This window comes from Acidimicrobiia bacterium (assembly GCA_035651955.1).
GTDB lineage: Bacteria > Actinomycetota > Acidimicrobiia > IMCC26256 > JAMXLJ01 > JAMXLJ01.
Window position 1 is genome coordinate 14,743 of sequence record DASRES010000013.1, and the last position, 19,837, is coordinate 34,579.

Sequence of the window (19,837 nt, forward strand, 5' to 3'; positions counted from 1 at the left end):
CGGGTCAGGCTTGTAGCATGGGGACCATGCCGGTCGAGGTTCGTCTGCCCACATTGCTGCGCCCGCACGCCGGGGGCGCGGCGAGCGTGGAGGCGCAGGGTGCGACGGTCGGCGAGGTCGTCGCCGACCTCACGAAGCGCTACCCGGGGCTGTCCGGCCAGGTCGTCGACGCCGACGGCGGGCTGCACAAGTTCGTCAACGTGTACCGCAACGACGACGACATCCGGTACCTCGACCAGCTCGACACGAAGGTCGACGACGGCGACGTGATCTCGATCCTCCCGGCCGTCGCCGGCGGGTAGCCGGCACCGCGCCGGCGGTGCGCGCGTGCCCCGCTACGAGTCGATCCTCGAGCTGATCGGGAACACCCCGCTCGTCGGGTTGCACGCGCTCTCGCCCAGCCCCGACGTCCGCATCTACGGGAAGCTCGAGGGGCAGAACCCGGGTGGCTCGTCGAAGGACCGCATCGCGCTGAAGATGGTCGAGCTGGCCGAGCGCGACGGCCGCCTCGCGCGAGGCGACACCATCCTCGAGCCGAGCTCGGGCAACACCGGCATCGGCCTCGCGCTCGTCGCGCGACTGCGCGGCTACAAGCTGCGCGTCGTCCTGCCCGAGAACGTCTCGCCCGAGCGCACGCAGCTGCTCACGATCTTCGGCGCGGAGATCATCCCGTCGCCCGCGGAGGAGGGCAGCAACGGCGCGATCCGCAAGGCGGAGAAGCTCGCGGCCGACGACCCGACGCAGGTGATGCTGTTCCAGTACGGCAACGACGCGAACCCGCTCGCGCACTACGAGGGCACCGGGCCCGAGATCCTGCGAGACTGCCCCGACGTCGACGTGTTCGTCGCGGGTCTCGGCACCAGCGGCACGTTGATGGGTGTCGGCCGCTACCTCAAGGAGCACAAGGCGGGTGTGCAGATCGTCGCGGTCGAGCCGCCCGCAGGCGAGCTCGTGCAGGGTCTGCGCTCGCTGGACGAGGGGTTCGTCCCACCCATCTTCGATCCCTCCGTCCTCGACCGGAAGCTGATCGTGCGCCCGCGCGAGTCGATCGAGGGGACGCGCCGGCTGCTCGACGAGTGCGGCGTCTTCGCCGGCATCTCGTCGGGTGCCGCGGTCGCGGGTGCGATCAAGACCGCCGCCGCGATGGACCGCGGCACGATCGTGACGCTGCTGCCCGACGGCGGGTGGAAGTACCTGTCGTCCGGGGCATGGACGGACGACCTGGACGTCGTCGTCGAGCGCGCGACCCGGATCAACTACTGGTAGATGGGCGCGCAGTCGACGGCCGGCGACGTGGCGCGCGCCGCGGACGTGCTGCGCCGCGGTGGGCTCGTCGCGTTCCCGACCGAGACCGTGTACGGACTGGGTGCGGACGCGACCAACCCCGACGCGCTCCGCCGGCTCTACGCGGTCAAGGGCAGGCCGGCGGCGCATCCCGTGATCGTCCACGTCGCCGACCGCGCGCAGCTGCGCGACTGGGCGGCGCGCGTCCCGCCCGTCGCCGCGCGTCTCGCCGAGGCGTGCTGGCCCGGGCCGCTCACGATCGTGGTCGAGCGCGCCGCGCGCGTTCCCGACGAGGTGACGGGCGGCGCGTCGACCGTCGGTGTCCGCGTGCCCGACCAACCGCTCGCCCGCGCGTTGTTGCGCACGTTCGGCGACGGGATCGCCGCGCCGTCCGCGAACCGGTTCGGCCGTGTCAGCCCGACGACCGCGGCGGCCGTGCGCGGTGACCTCGGTGGCGAGGTGGATCTCGTGCTCGACGGCGGACCGTGCCGAGTCGGCGTCGAGTCGACGATCGTCGACTGCTCGCGCGACGACCCCGTCGTGCTCCGTCCCGGCGGCGTGACCGCCGAGCGCCTGCGCGAGATCCTCGGCGCCGACGTCGCGGTCGCGCGCGCGGGGGAGCGCGCGACGCCCGCGCCCGGAACGCTGCCGTCGCACTACGCGCCGCGCGCGACAGTCGAGCTCGCCGCACGCGAGGACGTCGCCACGCGCGCGGCGGAGCATCTCGTCGTCGGGCGGTCCGTCGGCGTGCTCTGCCTCGCGCCTGCGCCGCGTGTCGACGGGCGCGTGGCGGTCCTCGATCCCCCGCACGACGTCGACGAGTACGCCCACGTGCTGTACCAGCGGTTGCGCGACGCGGACGCGTACGCGCTCGACGTGCTGCTCGCCGTCCCGCCGGCGGACGAAGGCGTCGGGGCGGCGGTGGCCGACCGCCTCCGGCGTGCCGCGGGTGCCGGCGACGCCGTCGCGGAGGCGCGCGCGTGAAGGCCCACGACGATCGTCCCGTCGGCGTCTTCGACTCCGGCTTGGGCGGCCTGACGGTCGCGCGCGCGCTCATCGACCTGCTGCCCGACGAGGACGTCGTCTACTTCGGGGACACCGGTCGGTTCCCGTACGGTTCGAAGCCGCACGACGAGCTCGTGAAGCACTCGATCGAGATCGCGGACCTGCTCGTCGACCGGGGCGTCAAGCTGCTCGTCGTCGCGTGCAACAGCGCGGCGTCGGCCGCGCTCGACGTCCTGCGCGAGCACTGCGACGCGCCGGTCGTCGGCGTGGTCGAGCCCGGCATGCGCGCCGCCGCGCGAGTCACGAGGACGGGCCGCGTCGGCGTCATCGGCACGGTCGGCACGGTCGCGTCCGGCGCGTACCAGCGGGCTGCCGCCGCGATCTCCCACACGCGCGACGGGAAGCCGATCGAGCTGTTCTGCGCGGCGTGCCCGGGCTTCGTCGAGTTCGTCGAGATGGGCGACGTCGACTCCGACCAGGTGCACGTCCTCGCGGAGCGGCTGCTCGCGCCGATCAAGGACGCGGACGTCGACACGCTCGTGCTCGGTTGCACGCACTACCCGTTGCTCGCGCGCACGATCGGCGACGTGATGGGCCGTGACGTCGTCCTCGTGTCGAGCGCGGACGAGACCGCGTTCGAGGTGCGCGCGCTGCTCGACGAGACGGGCGCCCGCCGGCCGAGCCGCGATCGTGCGGCGCGTCACCGCTTCGTCACGAGCGGCGACCCGTCGACCTTCGCCGCGCTCGGCGCGCGGTTCCTCGGTCCGGAGGTGCGCGACGTGGAGCCGTGGCGATGGACCTGATCGTGCTCGGGTGCTCGGGCTCGTACGGAGCGCCCGCGGGCGGTGCGTGCAGCGGGTACCTCGTGCGTGAGGGCGACACGGTCGTGTGGATGGACTGCGGCAACGGGACGTTCTCGAACCTGCAGGAGCACGTCGACGCCGAGGACCTCACCGCGGTGGTGATCACCCACGAGCACCCCGACCACTGCGTCGACCTGTACGGCCTGCACGTCCTGGTCAAGTACGGGCTCGAACGGACCGGCGTCCCGGTGTACGCGCCCGCCGGCGCGCAGCGCAGGCTCGGCGCGCTCGTCGGCGACTGGGGTGACGCGTTCGCGTGGCACGACATCGAGGACGGCGCACGCGCCCGCATCGGCGGTCTGTCGGCGTGCTTCTCGCGCACCGAGCACCCGCCGCCGACGTACGCCGTCGAGCTGACCGGCGACGACAAGCGGCTCGTGTACACGGCCGACACGGGCCCCGGCTGGAGCGTCGACGCGTTCGCGCCGGGCGCGGACCTCGTCCTGTCCGAGGCGTCCTACCTGCACGACGACCGCCGGGCGCCCATCCACCTGTCCGCGCGCGAGGCTGGCGAGGCCGCGCGCGCATCTCGCGCGCGGCGGCTCGTGCTCACGCACCTGTGGCCGCGCATCGACCCGATCGCGAGCGTCGAGGAAGGCTCGGACGCGTTCGGCGCGCCCGTCACGCTCGCGGCACCGCACCTCGTCACGAAGGTCTGACCGTGCGCTGCGAAGCGGAGCCGTGGGCCGAGCCCGGGACGGCGAAGCTGAGCGAGCCATGCGAATCGAGAGGACGACGACATGGGCATCCGAAACGACGGCCGCGAGCCCGGCGATCTCCGTCCGGTCGCGTTCCAGCGTGACTTCACGGAGCTCGCCGCGGGTTCCGTGCTCGTCGAGATGGGACGCACGCGCGTGCTGTGCACGGCGTCGGTGGAGGAGCGCGTGCCGCAGTGGATGCGCGGCCGCGGTCGCGGGTGGGTGACGGCGGAGTACTCGATGCTCCCCGGCTCGACGACCGAGCGCGTGCCCCGCGAGGCCGCGCGCGGCCGTCAGTCCGGTCGCACGCAGGAGATCCAGCGGCTCATCGGCCGGTCGCTGCGCGCGGTCACCGACCTCGAGGCGATGGGCGAGGTGCAGGTCGTCGTCGACTGCGACGTGCTCCAGGCCGACGGGGGCACGAGGACGGCGTCGATCTGCGGCGGTTGGGTCGCGCTGCACGACGCGTTCACCCGTCTCCAGCAGTCGGGCACCGTCGCGACGCACCCGATCGTCGACGGTTGCGCGGCGATCTCGGTCGGCATCGTCGACGCGCTCGCGTGCCTGGACCTCGACTACTCGGAGGACGTCCGGGCCGAGGTCGACATGAACGTGGTGATGACCGGGTCGCGCCGCTTCGTCGAGGTACAGGGGACGGCTGAGGGCGCGCCGTTCAGCCGCGACGAGCTGAACGACCTCCTCGACCTGGCCGAGGCGGGGATCTGCGAGATCATCGACGAGCAGCGCGCGGTCGTGACCGACCCGCCGCCCGCACGGCGACGGGCGTGAGCGAGCGAGGCGGGAGCCGAGCGCGCGCCGTGCTGGCGACGGCGAACCCGGACAAGGCGCGTGAGATCCGTGACGTGCTCGGCGCGGTCGGCCTCGCGAGCGGGCTCGTGCCGCGCCCGGACGACGTGCCCGACGTCGACGAGACGGGTGAGACGCTCGAGGAGAACGCGCGGTTGAAGGCCGTCGCACTGTGCGAGGCGACGGGCCTGCTCGCGATCGCGGACGACACCGGGCTGGAGGTCGACGCCCTCGCGGGCGCGCCGGGCGTCCGCTCGGCGCGGTACGCGGGCGACGACGCCACGTACGCCGACAACGTCGCCAAGCTGCTGCGCGAGCTCGACGGCGTCCCGGACGCGCGGCGCGGTGCGCGCTTCGTCACCGTCGCCATCGCGCGGTGGCCGGACGGTCGCGAGGTCGTCGCTCGTGGCGAGGTGCGCGGGTCGATCGCGACCCGACCGCGCGGTCGTGAGGGCTTCGGGTATGACCCCGTCTTCGTCGCCGACGACGGTGACGGGCGGACGTTCGCGCAGATGACGGCGGCGGAGAAGCACGCGCTGTCGCATCGCGGCCGTGCGCTCCGAGCGCTCGCGGACGCGCTGCGCGACGCTTGAGCGGGGCAGCGACAGCAACGAGAGCAGCAACGAGCAACGAGAGGAGCTTGCACGGGTGGCCGTCATCGACATCGCCGGGTTCGTCGCCGACCTGAAGGACCACGCCGTCGAGCACGGCTTCCACGTCCACGACGAGCGCCACTTCGTCGAGAGCTACTCGCTGCGCCAGAACTGGGAGGTCGACCTCCACCCCGAGGAGGGTTGCGAGGGACCCGTCGACCTGTACCTGTCGCTCGAGATCGACCCGCGCACGCTGCTCGGGTTCGAGGACGTCGTCGTCAACCTCGGCGACGACGAGGAGCCGGCCGACGAGTTCCACTTCCCGCTCAGCTTCACGTGGGCCCTCCCGCCGCTGCCGAGCAGCCCCGACTTGCTCGTGCTCGCGACGGAGCTCGCCGGCGTGGGCGGTGTCGACCTCCCGCTCGAGGTCTCCGCGATCGACTCGTTCCCGACTGCGACCGACGCGTCCGAGCGGTCGCTGCGGGTCGTCGCGCACCAGCGGGTCTCGCTCGTGCGGATCCGCAACGGCGAGGAGGTCCCGTGCGAGACGCTGGACCGCTGTCTCGCCGTCAGCCGGTACCTCCTCGACCACGCCCCCGACTGGCTGGACTGACAGCTCGTGTGGGTTCGCCGGCGTACACCGGGCGAATCCACACAATCGCGAGGGTCAAGTCCCCACCGCCGGCGCCCGATGCAACGGGCAGGGGTCACCCGTCGAGGGGAGGGTCGTGGACAGGAGCGCGCTCTGCGACGAGCTGCGCCGGCTGCCGATGCGGGACGGGGTCGCACTCGAGCTGCTCACGCTGCTCGACGCCCCGGACGTCTCCGCGCCCCGGGTCGCGCAGGTCCTCGGTCGCGATGCCGTCCTCGCGGCGCGCGCCCTGCACCTCGCGAACTCGCCGTACTTCGGGCTCGGCGGACGGGTCGGGTCGCTGCCGCAGGCGGTCGTGCTCCTCGGCTTCTCGGTCATCCGCACGCTCGCCGTGAGCACCGCGGCGGGGCTGTTCGCACGCGCGGGCCGCGACGTGCCCGACGGATTCTGGGACCACAGCACGACGGTCGCGGCCGGCGCGTCGCTCATCGCGCGTCACTGCGGCACCCCGGTGGGCGACGCGTTCAGCGCCGGCCTTCTGCACGATCTCGGCGCAGCGCTGCTGTTCCGGCACGACCGCGAGCGCTACGACGTCGTGATCGCGGCCGCGGGCGAGGACGAGGGTCGCCGCACGGTCCTGGAGCGAGCCGTGTTCGGCATGGATCACCCCGAGGCGGGCGCGCTCGTGCTGCGCGAATCTGGTCTGCCCGTGTGGCTGGTCGACGCGGTCGCACACCACCACGACGATCCGGAGACCATGGGCGAGCCGGTGACGCGCATCGTGTGGGCGGGCGAGGCGATCGCCGCGCTGCTCGTCCACGACGACGCCGCGGTGGTGCCCCGGCTCGAGGCCGCGCTCGCGGTCGCGGGCGTGCGCGACGTGTCGGTGTCGACGTTCGTCGAGACGCTGCGCGCCGAGGTGGGACGCCTCGAGGCATTCGTGCTGTTGGGGGTCTGACAGATCACAGAACCCGCGCCCCGGGGCGGGCGCGGAATCGCAATGCCGCGCCCTTGGCTGGCGCGGAATCGGACAGAATGGTCAGCCATGCCCATGCGCGACGAGTGCCGGCACTACGAGAGCCGGACCTATCCGAACGGCGAGACGGTCCGGAAGTGCCGGCTCGACCTCGCTCCCGAGGCCCCGTGGCGCTGCCCGGACGAGTGCGCCGCCTACGAGCTGCGCCGGATCGACGCGGGCTGGCAGTTCGGGAGCCTCGGCCGCACGACGGCGTCCGTCGAGCCGGAGCCCGAAGGCGACGACGTCGCCGCGCTCCTCGACGAGGCCGAGGACATCGTGAACACGGTCGCGCCTGAGGTCATCGCCGAGTTCAAGGCGAAGGACGCCAAGCGCGCCGGGCGTCGCAACCGGAAGCGCCGGCGCTAGCGGGACCCGACCGGGGGCGACGCGCGCGGCTCGTCGTCGCGCGCTACTCGTAGTCGTCCATCGCGGCGTGGGGACGCGCGTCCTCGTCGTCGTCCACGACGAACGGCTCGGATTGCTCCAACGCGTCCGCCTCGGGGACCTCGGGGTCGCGGGACAGCTTCGACTCGGCGTCGCGCAGCGCGGGGTCGCCGAGGACGACGTCGCCGTCGACCTCCTGGTGCTCCTCGATCACGTCGGCCTCGGAGGCGTCACGGTCACGGATCTCGGGGCTGTCGGGCATCGGCGCTCCTCGACCTGTCGCGGACCCGTGGGTCTACCCGTTGAGCGAGCGGGTCAGACCCCCGTCGACCACGACCTCGGTGCCGGTCACGTAGCCGGCGTCCTCGGAGAGCAGGAACCGTACGACGCGGCCGACGTCCGCGGGAGTGGCGATCCGCCGCAGCGGGACCTGGCGCTCGAGGCGGGCGCGCGCGTCGGGTGATCGGAGGACGGCCGCGGTCATCGGCGTCTCGACGTACCCCGGGCACACGGTGTTGACGCGGATGCCCTCGGGCGCGAGACCGACGGCCAGCGACCGCACCAGGCCGAGCATCCCGGCCTTCGACGCGCAGTACGCGGGGATGCGGCCGTCGCCGACGATCGCCTCGACCGACGCGATGCCGACGATCGCGCTGCCCGGTGCGGACGCGCGCAGCTCGGGGAGCACTGCGCGGGCGAGCAGCGCGAGCGCGCGCAGGTTGACGTCGACGACACGGTCCCACGCCTCGTCGTCGATGCGGTCGACGTCCTCGAGTGACACGACGCCCGCCGAGTGCACGAGCCCGCCGATCGGGCCGAGCGCCTTCGCCGTCGTCGCGAGCGCAGCGTCGAACGTCGACGCGTTGCGCACGTCGACACGTGCCACACACGCGCGCACGTCGAAGGTGTCGAGCAGCTCCTGCGCGACCGCGGTGGCCTGTTGCTCGTTCGTGTCCCAGACCGCGACGGGCCGGCCGACCTCCGCGACCGCGTGCGCGCAACCACGACCGATGCCCGACGCGCCACCCGTGACGATCACCGCGTTCCCCGGTCGGTCGACACCCATGCGTCGCAGCGTAACGCTGCCTACAGTGCTGCCCGGAGGTCGACCGATGGAAGACGTTCTCGCCTCGCTCGCCGGTCAGCACGAGCAGCTCGACGCCGTGCTGAGCGCGCTTCACGACGACGACTGGACGCGCGCCTCGCGCTGCGACGGCTGGGACGTCCGCGACGTCGTCCTGCACCTCGCGCAGACCGACGAGCTCGCACTGGCGAGCCTCGAGGGCCGCTTCGCCGAGCACCTCCAGTCGGTCGCAGGTTCGTTCGGCGCGGCGGCGAACGTCGACGACGGTGCCGCGGCGCTCGTCGCGGCAGAGCGCGGTCAACCGCCGGTCGAGGTGCACGAGCGATGGCGCACGGGCGCGGCGTGCCTGCGGCACGCGCTCGACGACGCCGACCCGCACGCGCGCGTCACGTGGGTCGCGGGGCAGCTGTCCGTCCACACGCTCGCGACGACGCGCCTCGCCGAGGCGTGGATCCACACCGGCGACGTGGCCGACGCGGTCGGCGTCGACGTCCCCGCGACCGGCACCATCCAGCACGTCGCCCACCTCGCGTGGCGCACGTTGCCGTACGCGTTCGACCGCGCGGGGCGGAGGTTGCATGGCGCGGTCGCGTTCGACCTGCGCGCACCGGACGGCGCGACGTGGACGTTCGTGCCACCCGAGGGCGTGCCGACGACGACGATCCGCGGTGACGCGCTCGACCTGTGTCTCGTCGCCGCGCGACGCGTCGACCCGGCCGCGACGGGGCTCACCGGCGACGGACCCGATGTCGCCGCGGTCCTCGAGCTCGTCCGCACCTACGCGTGAGCGCCGCGACGTTCCCGATCCGCGCGGGCACACCACTCCGGATCACGAGCCGGTCCGGCCGCGTCACCGTCACGGGCGAGGCGCGCGACGACGTGCTCGTGGAGAAGGGCGCCTCGGACGTCAGGGTGACGTCCGACGGCGTCGAGGTCGTGCGCGCATCCGGCGCGGTCGCGGTCCGGTGCCCGCGCGGTACGGACGTGCTCGTCGGTGTCGCGTCCGGCGGCGTCGTGCTGGCCGGCCTCCTCGGCGACTCGCGCGTCACGACCGAGAGCGGCGAGATCTCGGTCGAGGAGGTCACGCGGCTCGATGCCCGCAGCCGCTCGGGCAGTATCCGCGTCGCACGTTGTGCCGGGGAGTGCCGCTGCCGCGCCGACAGCGGACAGGTGCGGATCGACGAGGCCGGTTCGGTCGACGTCGCGGCCGCGTCCGGCAGCGTCGAGGCCGGCGCCGTCGGCGCGGCGAGCATCCGTGCGGGCAGCGGGAAGGTGACCATCGGGCTCGCACGAGGTGGCGGCGACGTGTCCGTCGAGGTGCACTCGGGCAGCGTCGAGATCACCGTCCCGCCCGGTGTGCGACCCGCGTGCGATCTGGTGTCGCGCAGCGGCGCGGTGCGCGGCGACTGCGAGCCCGGCGACGACGGACGGATCCGCGTCCGCACGGGGAGCGGCACGGTGACGGTGCGGAGTCGTGGATAGCACGCGGGCGGGCGCGATCGTCTTCACCGACATCGTCGGGTACACCGAGTTCACCGCGGACCGGGGCGACACCGCGGCTGTCGCGCTGTTGGACCGGCAGACGACGATCGTCCGCGACGCGCTCCCCGAGGACGCGCGGATCGTCAAGGAGCTGGGCGACGGCCTGTTGCTGTGGTTCGGCGAACCGGTCGGCGCGGTCACGACCTGTCTGCAGCTCCTCGACGAGTTCGCGCGCGCCGGCGACGCGACGACGCCGCTGTGGGTCCGCATCGGCATGCACTGGGGCCGGCCGGCGCGCCGTGGTGACGATCTCGTCGGTCACGACGTGAATCTCGCGGCCCGCATCGCGGACATGAGCGGCCCGGGTGAGCTGCTCGTGTCCGACGCGGTGTGCGCGGCCGCCGGTGAGGCGCTCGCGCGGATGTGCGTCACGGAGCTGGGTCCCGTCGTCATGCGGGGGATCCCCGATCCCGTCCCGCTCTTCCGGATCACGCGCGCACCGGACACGCCGTGACGCGCTCGGCGCGCGAAATCGGCGCGCGAACAGAGCCGGGGGAGATCGCGCGCTGGGAACGGATGTCCGTCTCGTGCACACTGGGACGCGAACGTCGCGTGAGAGGGAGGTCGTCATGTCGGAGCGGTCCTCGTACGCGCCCGGGACGCCGTCGTGGGTGGATCTCGGGAGTCCCGACACGCAGGCGTCGAGCCGGTTCTACGGCGCGCTGTTCGGGTGGAAGGCGGAGTTCGACCCGCGGCCAGAAGCAGGCGGGTACGGGATGTTCACGCTCGACGGCAAGTACGTCGCCGGCATCGGTCCGCAGCAGAACCCCGACATGCCGCCGTTCTGGACGGTGTACGTGACGGTCACCGACGCCGACGCGACGTCGAAGCAGGCGACCGCGAAGGGCGGCGAGGTCGTCGCCGGGCCGATGGACGTCTTCGACGCCGGCCGCATGGCCGTGATCCGCGACCCGCTCGGCTCGTTCATCTCGGTGTGGCAGCCGAAGGAGCACATCGGCGCGCAGCTCGTGAACCAGCCGGGCACGTTCACGTGGAACGAGCTCGCCACGACGGACGTCGGGAAGGCGCGCGACTTCTACTCGTCCGTGTTCGGATGGGGCGCCGACGCGGAGAGCGGGAGTGACGCGGCGATCTTCACCGTCGACGGAGGCATCGTGTGCGGCGCGCACAAAGCCGGCGACGGCGAGTTCCCGGCGTGGTCGGTGTGGTTCGCGGTGGAGGACTGCGACGCGTCGGCCGCGACGGCCGCGGAGCTGGGCGCGACGACCGTCATGCCGCCGAACGACATGGACTTCGGTCGTGGCGCGGTGCTCGCCGATCCCCAGGGCGCGGTCTTCGGCATCGGTGCCGTCAAGGAAGAGGTGCAGGGCGCGTAGCCCGGCGCTCAGCCCCGCGCTCGTGCCGAGCCGTGCGAGCGGGGGGACTCGAACCCCCACGTCCCGGAGGACACCGGGACCTAAGCCCGGCGCGTCTGCCGCTTCCGCCACGCTCGCGCGCTCGTGACGGTAGCGTGGCTGCCATGCTGCAGCCCGGTGCTCCCGCCCCTGATTTCACGGTCAAGGACCAGGACGGCAACGACGTCACGTTGTCGAGCTTGCGCGGCAAGTGGGTGCTGCTCTGGTGGTACCCGATGGCCGACACCCCCGGCTGAACGATCGAGGGGAAGGGCCTGCGTGACCAGGCCGCGGAGTTCGACGCACTGAACTGCGAGATCCTCGGCATCTCGTTCGACGCCCCCGACGCGAACAAGGCGTTCCGTGAGAAGTTCGACTTCCCGTTCCGTCTGCTGTCGGACTGGGACGAGCAGGTCGGTGTCGCGTACGAGACGCGCGATCCCGGTGCCGACAAGGTGAAGTTCGCGAAGCGGCTCAGCTACCTGATCGACCCGGAAGGCGTGATCGCGAGGTCGTACGAGGTGTCCGACATCCCGAACCACCCCGCCGAGGTCCTCGCCGACCTGCGCGAGCTCAACCGCAAGTAGACGTGAGCGACGTCGCGCTCGTGCACGGCGCGTACCACGGTGCCTGGTGCTGGGAGCGCGTCGTCCCCGAGCTCGAGGCGCGGGGCCATCGCGTCGTGGCGATGGACCTGCCGTCCGACCGAGCGGACGCCGGCGCGCGCGAGTACGCGGCCGCCGCGGTCGACGCGATGGCCGACCTCGACGACGACGTGACGGTCGTCGGGCACTCGCTGGGCGGGCTCACGATCCCGGTCGTCGCGTCGATGCGGCCGGTCGGCCGGCTCGTGTTCCTCGCCGCGATCGTCCCGGTCCCCGGGCGGACGGTCGGCGCCGCGCTCGACGGCGAGCTGCCGACCGACCCGGCGTTCCTCGCCACGAGCACGACCAACGAGGACGGCTCCGCGACGTTCCGTACCGAGTGCGTCGAGGAGTGGTTCACGCACGACGCGCCCGGCTCGACGCGCTGGGTGGCGAGCCGTCTGCGCCGGCAGTTCTGGGGACCCGTCACCGAGGCGTGCCCGATCGACGCGTGGCCGGCCGTCGCGAGCAGCTACGTGCTGTGCCGCGACGACCGGATCGTCCGGCCCGACTACCAGCGGCGGGTGGCCCGCGAGCTGCTCGGCGTCACGCCGGTCGAGATGGTCGGTGGGCACGAGCCGATGGTCGCCCGCCCGGCCGAGCTCGCCGCGGTCCTGGACGGGATCGTGTCGGACCGGTGAGCGCGAGCCGGGTCCGGTCCCGGCGGTGGGCGTGGCCGTCGGACGGCCTGGGTACGTTGCGCACACGATGAGCGGCCTGGTCCACGACGCGTTCGTGTTCTCCGACGACGGCGAGTACGTGGCGTCGATGGCTCCGTTCGTCCGCGAGGGGGTCGACCGCGGGGAGACGGTCGTCGCGGTGACGCTTCCGTCGAACCTCGCGCTGTTGCACGACGAGCTCGGCACGGACGTCACGGAACGCGTCCGCGCGATCGACGCGCGCAACTGGTACGAGCACCCGCCCGCGACCGTCGCGGGGTACTCGCGTCTGTTCCGCGACGCGTTGCGCAGCGGCGCGCCCGGCCTTCGCGTCATCGGCGAGGTGCAGTTCGGCATGTCCGACGCGCAGCACGACGCGTGGCTGTGCTACGAGTCGGCGCTGAACCGCGTCTTCGCGGACCTGCCCGCGTGGGTCGTGTGCCCCTACGACACGCGCCTGCTCCCGGCGGACGTCGTCGACGGCGCATCGGCGACGCACCCGTTCGTCGCCGACGGGAACGGGCGGTTCGCGAGCGACCGCTACGCCGACCCGGAGACCTTCGTGTCGGCGCGCCAGTCGATCGACGGGCTGCCGGCGCGGCGGCCCGACATCGACATCGGTCTCGACGCGGGCGTCGCCGAGATCCGCCGACGGGTGACCGCGCTCACCCGCGCCTCGACCGCCGACGAAGTGCTGGCGGACCAGTTCGTCGTCGCCGCGAACGAGATCGCGACGAACGCGATCCTGCACGGTGGCGGCCGCGGGCGCGTCCGCATGTGGGCCGATGGCAACGAGCTCGTGTGTGTCGTGAGCGACGCGGGCCCCGGTCTCGACGACGTGTTGGCCGGGTTCGAGCCGCCCGCGTCCGAGCGGGTCGGGGGCCGCGGCCTGTGGATCGCGCGCCAGCTCTGCGACGCGGTGCACCTCGGCCGGGCGCCCGAGGGTGGTCTCGCGGTCGCGTTGCACGCGGCCGCGCGCTGACGCGGCTAGAGACCGGCCGCGACGAGCTGGAGCTGCGGCGCGAGCCAGCGCCCGACCACGTCCGCGCCGGCCTTGCTGAAGTGCGTGCCGTCGGGGCGGAAGTCGCTCACGCCGTACGCGCTGTCGACGAACTGGCCGCCCGGGCACGCGAAGTCGTTGAGGTCGATGACCTGCACACGCCGGTCGTGCTGCGCGATCAGCCGGTAGTCCGCGTTCATCCGGTCGACGCGCGCGTTGTTGAACTGCGAGCGGGTCACCTGGTCCGCGGGCGGGTTGCCGATGGGCCGGTAGTACGGCGACGTCAGCAGCACGACGCGCGCGCCGCCCGCCGACAGGACGTCGACGGCCGCCTCCGTCTCGGACACGAAGAAGTCGTCCCATCCCGGGTCGCCCGGTCCGATCCACCGGCCGGCGACCTCGTGGTCGAGCAGGTCCCAGGTGCCGCTCAACAGGACGACGACGCGGGGGTGCAGCTGGTCGACGAGGCCGCGCCAGTAGCCGGGCCACCGACCGCACCAGTCGTTGGTCGAGATCGTCTGGGTCTTCCACCGCTCGGGCGCGCGCAGGACGCCGCAGCCGGGGACGGCGCGGTCGTCGACGACGAGACGGTGCGACGCGGCCGCGTGCTCCAGGCCGGGACCGAGGACCGACGCGACGGAGTCGCCGACGACGAGCACCGGCGCGGGCCAGACGGGCGGCGACGGATGCCAGGTCGACACGCCGGCGAAGGGGTCGGGCGCGACGGTCGTGACGGGCGTCGACGTGGTCGCGTGCCCGCTCGGGGACGCGGTCGCCTTCTTGAGGTCGTGCGCGGCACGGGACGCGGTCGCGTCGAGCACGACGGCGCTGTTCCCACCCCCGGCCGTCACCGCGATGACCGCGACGACGGCCACGGTCGCGGCTGCGGGGGTCACGACGTACGCCTGGACGCCGCGCAGGAACGTGCCGCGCCGGATCGGCATCTCGATCGCGTAATACGACAGCGCGGCCACCGAGATGCTCACGCCGCACTGCAGCGCGAGCAGCGTGACGCCGTGCAGCCCGGTCCGCGCGGGCGTCAGCACCAGGAAGATCGGCCAGTGGTACAGGTACAGCCCGTAGGAGATGCGGCCGACCCACCGCAACGGCCGCCACGACAGCGCGTTGCCGACGACGCCTCGTGCCGGCTGCACGCTGCTCAGGATCACGAGCGCGACGGCGATCGCCGCGAGGAGGTAGCCGCCGCGGAAGAAGGCGTGGCTCGTCTGGTCGACGGTCGTCCAGAACCACAACGTGACCGCGGCGCCGGCGAGCGCGCCGACGCGGATCGCGCCACGCGCGACGCTCGTCCGGATCTCCGGATGGATCGCGAGTTGGATCGCGAGGAGCGCGCCGACGAGGAGCGCCTGCGCGCGTGCATCCGTGCCGAAGTACGCGCGTGAGACGTCGGCGTGTCCGCGCTGCAGCCATGCCATCCACCCCGCGGACGCGACGGTCGCGACGATCGCGACGGTCCGCAGGCGGTGCAACCCCGCGTGGCGGAAGTGCATGACGACGAGAACGACGAGCGGCCAGAAGAGGTACCACTGCTCCTCGACCGCGAGCGACCACGTGTGCATCAACGGCGACGGGTTCGCGAACTGCGTCATGTAGCCGTGGCCGGCCACGATCGAGTGCCAGTTCGCGACGTACGCGAGCGTCGCGAGCGCGTCGCCGCGGATCGTCGCCAGGTCGACGGGCGACGCGTACCACCGCGCGTACGCGACGACCCCGGCGATCAGGATGACGAGCGCCGGGAGCAGCCGCCGGGCGCGCCGCGACCAGAACGATCCCAGCGCGATCCGGCCCGTGTCGCGTCGCTCGGCGACCAGCAGCGCCGTGATCAGGTAGCCGGAGAGGACGAAGAAGGCGTCCACGCCCAGGTAGCCGCCGGGCATCCAGCTGACACGGCCGTGGTAGAGCAGCACCGCGAGCACGGCCATGCCGCGGAGCCCGTCGAGTGCGGGCTGGTACGGCACCCGCCCGCGGGTCCGTTCGGCGGCCGTGTCGATCGTCGCGGTCACGTCCTGCGCACAGCGACCGCCCCCTCACGCGACGCTGTCGGCGACCGTCGTACCCGGCGACGCGCGGGTTCATGCACAAACGGGCCGCTCAGCGTCAGGGTAGTACGCGCGTTTGCCGCCCCGCATCACGCGCGGACCGTCAACGCCGCTCGCGTCAGCGGACCATGCGGCGCGGCACGCGGCCGACCCGACGGGTGTGGAAGAACGTCGGCGACGCCACGGACGCCACGAGTCCGAGGGCGCCCGTCCCGACATAGAGCCACGCGTCGGCACGGTGCACGCCGAGCCAGTGGTGGAGCTGGTACGGGAAGGCGTCGATGAGGACCGCGATGCCGAGCCCGAGCGCGGCGAGGCTCAGGAGCCACATCAGCGTCTTCGCGGCGGCCGGCCGTGCCGCGGCGAGGAGCATGAGCGCCCCGAACACGACCTCGGCCAGCCCGAGGATCGGCGTCTGGTGCCAGCGCCAGACGTACCCGGTCGGGACCGCGACGTGGTGGACGTTGAACCCCGTGCGCGAGAGCGCGACGGCCCCCAGCACGAGGTAGCCGATCCCGATGAGAGCGGCGATGACCTGCGCCGGGCTCCAGTGGAACGTGCGCTCGACGGCGGGCTCGTAGGCGACGTCGTTCTCGTAGACGTGTGCCATGTGGGTACCTCCGTTTCGGCACCCCGCCTATACCCACGCGGTGCGCGGAGCGAACACGGTGCGTAGCGGCTCGCCGGTCGCGCCGGTCGCGCCGGTCGCGTCACGCGGCCTGCGGGGTGCCGTTCACGAAGGTGACGTGGACGACGAAGAGGTTTCGCGCGCCGGTCGGATAGCCGACCTTGCCGTCGACCCATGCGTGGAAGACCATCCACAGCCGCCCGCTCGGGTCGGTGAAGAACTCCTGACCGCCGGGACCCTGTGCGGTCGGGTTCGAGGCGAGCCACGGATTCGTCGGTGCTTTCGTGCACGGCCCGAGCGGCGTCGCGCAGACGGCGTACCCGATCGCGTAGTTCGCGCTGTCCCACTGCCCGCCGCTGTAGAAGAGGTAGACCACGCCGCTCGCAGCGATCATCGACGGACCCTCGACGATCCCGTGCTCCCAGGGCTGCGACGCGGTCACGAGCGAGATCGCCGGACCGGCGAGTCCCAAGCCGTCCCCGCGCAACGGGGCGACCTCGATCGCCGACGCGCCCTTCCACACGAGGTACGGCTGCCCGTTCGGCGCCACGAACGGGCTCGGATCGATCGCGCTCGCCGGGGTGCACACGAACGGTGCGCGCGACCCGTCGACGAACGGGCCGGCGGGGTTCGTCGCGACCGCGATGGACAGGCAGTGGCGACCGTCCGGCATCCCGGGTGCGTAGTACATGACGAACGTGCGGCCGCGCTGCAGCACTGCCGGCGCCCAGGCGTTCCGCCCGTCGGTCCACGCCGGCATGTGCGGCAAGGCCTCGTGACGGCCGCCGCCGCCGAAGATGCTCCCCGTCGTGAGGACGGGCACGTGATCGCCGTGGCTGGTCGTCGAGTACGCGTAGTACCGACGCCCGACGCGCAACACGAACGGATCGGGAAAGTCGTCGCAGAACACTGCGGGTGACGTTCCGTGAAACGCACGATGGATGCGGCTCGACAGCGATCCACCGCCGATCGGAGGCGGGGGAGCACTCCCGGGTCCGCGCAAACCGACCCGGAACGACGCGCGGTCACACGCGGTGCCACGCGCGCCGCGGACGACCTGCACGATGATGACGACGCCGACGACGAGTGCCACCACCGTGGCGATGACGACGACCGGACGCGCTCGGACGAGCGCGCGTGCGACGTGGTGCAGATCGCCGCGCTCGGTGCCCGCCGTCGGGGTGCCGCGGTCGTCCTGCATGCTGCGTGCCGTACGCCCCCAGGGACTCGAACCCTGAACCCGCAGATTAAGAGTCTGCTGCTCTAACCAGTTGAGCTAGGGGCGCGTCCGGTCATCGTAGCGGGTAGGACCACGACGCCCGCGAGGCGACCGGGCGAGGGGAGAGGGCGATGAAGGTGCTGGTGACGGGGGCGACGGGGCTCATCGGCACGGCGCTGTGCGACGCGTTGCGCGAGCGCGACGACCTCGCCATCGCGATCACGCGCGGTCGTCACGGGCCCGGCGAGCTCAGCTGGGATCCGGAGCGGGGCGAGCTCGAGGCGGACCGGCTCGAGGGCGCCGACGCGATCGTCCACCTCGCGGGCGAGAGCATCGGCAACGCGAGGTGGACGCCCGAGACGAAGCGCCGGATCCTCGAGAGCCGAACGAAGGGCACGACACTGCTCGCGAAGACCGTCGCGAGCCTCGTGGACCCGCCGCGGGTCCTCGTGTCGGGATCCGCGATCGGGTACTACGGCGACCGCGGCGACGACGTGCTCACCGAGGAGAGCGTCCCGGGCGGCGGGTTCCTCTCGGACGTCGCTGTGCGCTGGGAGGAGTCCGTCGCGGCAGCGGACCAGGCCGGCATCCGCACCGTGCGCGTACGCACCGGCATCGTGCTCGCGCGAGAGGGCGGCGCGCTCGCACGGCTCCTCCTTCCGTTCAAGCTCGGCCTGGGCGGACGAATCGGCTCGGGCCGGCAGTGGATGAGCTGGATCGCGCTCGAGGACGAGGTCGGTGCCATCCTCCACGCGATCGACCACGAGGACGTGATCGGGGCGATGAACGCGACCGCGCCCAACCCCGTGACGAACCGGGATTTCACCGAGACGCTCGGCCACGTGCTCAACCGACCCACCAAGGTGCCGACGCCGCTGACGGCGTTGAAGCTGCGCTACGGCGACGAGCTCGTGCGCGAGCTGCTCTGCTCCAGCCAGCGCGTCGAGCCCCGCGTGCTGCACGAGACGGGCTACACGTTCCGTCACCCGCGTCTCGCCGACGCGCTGCACGCCGCGCTCGCCTGACCAGCTGTGCGCCTCTGGGTCGACACCGACGTCGGCACGAACCCCGACGACGCGATCGCGCTCCTCCTCGCCTGCGCGCACCCTGCCGTCGAGCTCGTCGGCGTCTCGACGACAGGCGGCGATCTCGGCCGGCGCACTGCTGTGGCGCGCGCGTTGCTCGACGCGACCGGTGCGCACGACGTCCCCGCGATCACGGGCCCCGACCTCGACGCGTCGATGCTCGTCGACGTCGACGCCCTGCTCGCGATCGGGCCGTTGACCAACATCGCGCGCGTCGTCCCGGCGTTGCCCGAGACGACCGTGATGGGCGGAGCACTGGCGCCCGTCGATCACCGCGGCGCGACGCGCCACGTCGAGTCGAACTTCGCGGCCGATCCACGCGCGGCGGCGGCGGTCCTCGCGGAGCTCGACCTGCTCCTCGTGCCGCTCGACGTCACCGCGCGGATGCGTCTCGACGACGCGACGCGCGCGCGTCTCGCGCAGGTCGCCCCCGCTGCGAGCGAGGAGATCGCGCGATGGCGCGATCCCGTCTGTCTGCACGATCCGCTTGCCTTGCTCGCGGCACTGGGCGAGCCCGTCGTGCGGATCGTCGAGCGGCGCGTCGCGGTCGACGGCGACGGTCGCGTCGTTCGACGCGCGGATGCACGCGTCCAGCGCGTCGTCGAGGACGCCGATGTCGAGGCTGCGATCGAACGCATCGTCTCCGTGCTCGCGGACGCGCGCCGGTAGACTCCGCGCGCTCATACGCGCCCGTAGCTCAGCTGGACAGAGCGGCGGCCTTCTAAGCCGTTGGTCGGGGGTTCGAATCCCTCCGGGCGCGCGATGGCCGAACACGAGCGCTTCGAGGCGTTGCTGGCGCGGCAACCGGTCGTGCGCGATCGGCTCCGCGACTTCGAGCGTGCCGTCACGTCGGGCCCGCTCGACGCACGGCTGCTGACACTGTGCCGCGCGACCGTCGCGACGCTACTGCGCGACACGACCGTCGCACCGGTCGAATCCGGGGATCTCGACGAACGCGAGCGCGCCTGCCTCGCGTTCACCGAGATGTACGTCCTCGACGCGCACTCGGTCACCGACGACATGTGCGCGCGCGTCGTCGCGCACCTCGGCGAAGCGGGCGCGACCGCGCTCACGCTCGCGATCGCGCTGTTCGACGCGACCTCGCGTTCGCGCGTCGCGCTGGGGGCCGCGTGAGCCGCATCGCACCGCCCGCGGGCAGCATGGTGTTCCTCGACCACCAACCCGAGGCATACGCGGCGTTCAACCGCCTCTACGGCACGCTGTGGTCGCTCGGCTCCGTCGACCAGCCGACGAAGGAGGTCGGTCGCCTCCGCAACGCGCAGCTCGTCGACTGCGGCCTCTGAAGGAACCTCCGCT

General features: G+C 72.8%; 26 protein-coding genes and 3 tRNA genes. 22 read left to right on the plus strand and 7 right to left on the minus strand.

Annotated elements, in window-relative coordinates; all coding sequences use genetic code 11:
* Positions 1-26: 26 nt before the first annotated feature.
* The 10 genes from VFC33_03315 (at position 27) to VFC33_03360 (ending at position 7,226) form a co-directional block, all read left to right on the plus strand.
* Positions 27-302 (plus strand): ubiquitin-like small modifier protein 1, encoded by a 276-nt coding sequence (locus VFC33_03315; GenBank protein HZR12258.1) that lies wholly within the window; start codon positions 27-29, stop codon positions 300-302.
* 25 nt (positions 303-327) lie between these two features.
* Entirely contained in the window at positions 328-1,266 is a 939-nt protein-coding gene (locus VFC33_03320; GenBank protein HZR12259.1) for a PLP-dependent cysteine synthase family protein, read from the plus strand.
* A complete protein-coding gene (locus tag VFC33_03325; GenBank protein HZR12260.1) occupies positions 1,267-2,268 on the plus strand; it encodes an L-threonylcarbamoyladenylate synthase in 1,002 nt (333 codons plus the stop codon). It abuts the gene before it with no gap.
* Complete coding sequence (gene murI / locus VFC33_03330; protein ID HZR12261.1) at positions 2,265-3,092, plus strand: glutamate racemase; 828 nt, start codon at positions 2,265-2,267, stop codon at positions 3,090-3,092. The genes VFC33_03325 and murI overlap by 4 nt, the downstream gene beginning before the upstream one ends.
* On the plus strand, positions 3,083-3,811 hold the full coding sequence (locus tag VFC33_03335) for an MBL fold metallo-hydrolase (protein ID HZR12262.1): 729 nt from the start codon (positions 3,083-3,085) through the stop codon (positions 3,809-3,811). Before murI ends, VFC33_03335 begins: the two co-directional genes overlap by 10 nt.
* A gap of 81 nt (positions 3,812-3,892) precedes the next feature.
* Positions 3,893-4,639 carry a ribonuclease PH gene (gene rph / locus VFC33_03340; GenBank protein ID HZR12263.1) on the plus strand — a complete coding sequence of 249 codons (747 nt, stop codon included), beginning with the start codon at positions 3,893-3,895 and terminating at the stop codon, positions 4,637-4,639.
* Between the two features lie 29 nt (positions 4,640-4,668).
* On the plus strand, positions 4,669-5,250 hold the full coding sequence (gene rdgB, locus VFC33_03345; protein HZR12264.1) for an RdgB/HAM1 family non-canonical purine NTP pyrophosphatase: 582 nt from the start codon (positions 4,669-4,671) through the stop codon (positions 5,248-5,250).
* Positions 5,251-5,305: 55 nt separating this feature from the next.
* Positions 5,306-5,863, plus strand: coding sequence for a hypothetical protein (locus VFC33_03350; GenBank protein HZR12265.1), 558 nt, complete (start codon positions 5,306-5,308; stop codon positions 5,861-5,863).
* A 115-nt stretch (positions 5,864-5,978) separates the two neighbouring features.
* Positions 5,979-6,800, plus strand: a complete 822-nt coding sequence (locus VFC33_03355; GenBank protein HZR12266.1) for an HDOD domain-containing protein — start codon at positions 5,979-5,981, stop codon at positions 6,798-6,800.
* 87 nt (positions 6,801-6,887) lie between these two features.
* The gene (locus VFC33_03360) at positions 6,888-7,226 is read left to right on the plus strand and encodes a hypothetical protein (GenBank protein HZR12267.1); all 339 of its coding nucleotides are present in this window, start codon (positions 6,888-6,890) and stop codon (positions 7,224-7,226) included.
* A 43-nt stretch (positions 7,227-7,269) separates the two neighbouring features.
* Here VFC33_03360 and VFC33_03365 read toward each other — a convergent pair whose 3' ends face one another.
* Together VFC33_03365 and VFC33_03370 are read right to left on the minus strand one after the other, a co-directional pair.
* The gene (locus VFC33_03365) at positions 7,270-7,506 is read right to left on the minus strand and encodes a hypothetical protein (protein HZR12268.1); all 237 of its coding nucleotides are present in this window, start codon (positions 7,504-7,506) and stop codon (positions 7,270-7,272) included.
* A gap of 33 nt (positions 7,507-7,539) precedes the next feature.
* The gene (locus VFC33_03370; GenBank protein HZR12269.1) at positions 7,540-8,310 is read right to left on the minus strand and encodes an SDR family NAD(P)-dependent oxidoreductase; all 771 of its coding nucleotides are present in this window, start codon (positions 8,308-8,310) and stop codon (positions 7,540-7,542) included.
* A 46-nt stretch (positions 8,311-8,356) separates the two neighbouring features.
* On the opposite strand from VFC33_03370, the gene VFC33_03375 reads away from it, so the two are divergent.
* From VFC33_03375 to VFC33_03390, 4 genes are all read left to right on the plus strand, one after another.
* Positions 8,357-9,115 (plus strand): maleylpyruvate isomerase family mycothiol-dependent enzyme, encoded by a 759-nt coding sequence (locus VFC33_03375; GenBank protein ID HZR12270.1) that lies wholly within the window; start codon positions 8,357-8,359, stop codon positions 9,113-9,115.
* Positions 9,112-9,810: a DUF4097 family beta strand repeat-containing protein gene (locus VFC33_03380; GenBank protein ID HZR12271.1), complete on the plus strand. Its 699-nt coding sequence runs from the start codon at positions 9,112-9,114 to the stop codon at positions 9,808-9,810. Before VFC33_03375 ends, VFC33_03380 begins: the two co-directional genes overlap by 4 nt.
* On the plus strand, positions 9,803-10,324 hold the full coding sequence (locus VFC33_03385) for an adenylate/guanylate cyclase domain-containing protein (GenBank protein HZR12272.1): 522 nt from the start codon (positions 9,803-9,805) through the stop codon (positions 10,322-10,324). The genes VFC33_03380 and VFC33_03385 overlap by 8 nt, the downstream gene beginning before the upstream one ends.
* A gap of 115 nt (positions 10,325-10,439) precedes the next feature.
* The gene (locus VFC33_03390) at positions 10,440-11,207 is read left to right on the plus strand and encodes a VOC family protein (protein HZR12273.1); all 768 of its coding nucleotides are present in this window, start codon (positions 10,440-10,442) and stop codon (positions 11,205-11,207) included.
* A gap of 33 nt (positions 11,208-11,240) precedes the next feature.
* On the opposite strand, the gene VFC33_03395 is transcribed toward VFC33_03390, so the two are convergent.
* Positions 11,241-11,324: transfer RNA gene (locus VFC33_03395), tRNA-Leu, on the minus strand.
* A gap of 26 nt (positions 11,325-11,350) precedes the next feature.
* On the opposite strand from VFC33_03395, the gene VFC33_03400 reads away from it, so the two are divergent.
* The 3 genes from VFC33_03400 (at position 11,351) to VFC33_03410 (ending at position 13,510) form a co-directional block, all read left to right on the plus strand.
* Positions 11,351-11,812 carry a peroxiredoxin gene (locus tag VFC33_03400; GenBank protein HZR12274.1) on the plus strand — a complete coding sequence of 154 codons (462 nt, stop codon included), beginning with the start codon at positions 11,351-11,353 and terminating at the stop codon, positions 11,810-11,812.
* Between the two features lie 2 nt (positions 11,813-11,814).
* A complete protein-coding gene (locus VFC33_03405) occupies positions 11,815-12,510 on the plus strand; it encodes an alpha/beta hydrolase (protein HZR12275.1) in 696 nt (231 codons plus the stop codon).
* A gap of 67 nt (positions 12,511-12,577) precedes the next feature.
* Positions 12,578-13,510, plus strand: a complete 933-nt coding sequence (locus VFC33_03410; GenBank protein HZR12276.1) for a sensor histidine kinase — start codon at positions 12,578-12,580, stop codon at positions 13,508-13,510.
* Positions 13,511-13,515: 5 nt separating this feature from the next.
* On the opposite strand, the gene VFC33_03415 is transcribed toward VFC33_03410, so the two are convergent.
* The 4 genes from VFC33_03415 to VFC33_03430 form a co-directional block, all read right to left on the minus strand.
* Positions 13,516-15,552 carry an acyltransferase family protein gene (locus tag VFC33_03415; protein HZR12277.1) on the minus strand — a complete coding sequence of 679 codons (2,037 nt, stop codon included), beginning with the start codon at positions 15,550-15,552 and terminating at the stop codon, positions 13,516-13,518.
* Between the two features lie 154 nt (positions 15,553-15,706).
* Positions 15,707-16,198, minus strand: a complete 492-nt coding sequence (locus VFC33_03420) for a DUF4383 domain-containing protein (GenBank protein HZR12278.1) — start codon at positions 16,196-16,198, stop codon at positions 15,707-15,709.
* Positions 16,199-16,298: 100 nt separating this feature from the next.
* Complete coding sequence (locus tag VFC33_03425) at positions 16,299-17,417, minus strand: glycoside hydrolase family 43 protein (protein ID HZR12279.1); 1,119 nt, start codon at positions 17,415-17,417, stop codon at positions 16,299-16,301.
* Positions 17,418-17,428: 11 nt separating this feature from the next.
* Positions 17,429-17,502, minus strand: a tRNA-Lys gene (locus tag VFC33_03430).
* Positions 17,503-17,566: 64 nt separating this feature from the next.
* Here VFC33_03430 and VFC33_03435 point away from each other — a divergent pair.
* From VFC33_03435 to VFC33_03455, 5 genes are all read left to right on the plus strand, one after another.
* Positions 17,567-18,460, plus strand: a complete 894-nt coding sequence (locus VFC33_03435; protein ID HZR12280.1) for a TIGR01777 family oxidoreductase — start codon at positions 17,567-17,569, stop codon at positions 18,458-18,460.
* A 6-nt stretch (positions 18,461-18,466) separates the two neighbouring features.
* Positions 18,467-19,189 (plus strand): nucleoside hydrolase, encoded by a 723-nt coding sequence (locus tag VFC33_03440; protein ID HZR12281.1) that lies wholly within the window; start codon positions 18,467-18,469, stop codon positions 19,187-19,189.
* Positions 19,190-19,206: 17 nt separating this feature from the next.
* Positions 19,207-19,280 (plus strand) — tRNA-Arg (locus tag VFC33_03445).
* Between the two features lie 2 nt (positions 19,281-19,282).
* Positions 19,283-19,654 carry a hypothetical protein gene (locus tag VFC33_03450; GenBank protein HZR12282.1) on the plus strand — a complete coding sequence of 124 codons (372 nt, stop codon included), beginning with the start codon at positions 19,283-19,285 and terminating at the stop codon, positions 19,652-19,654.
* Entirely contained in the window at positions 19,651-19,824 is a 174-nt protein-coding gene (locus VFC33_03455; protein ID HZR12283.1) for a hypothetical protein, read from the plus strand. Before VFC33_03450 ends, VFC33_03455 begins: the two co-directional genes overlap by 4 nt.
* Positions 19,825-19,837: the final 13 nt, after the last annotated feature.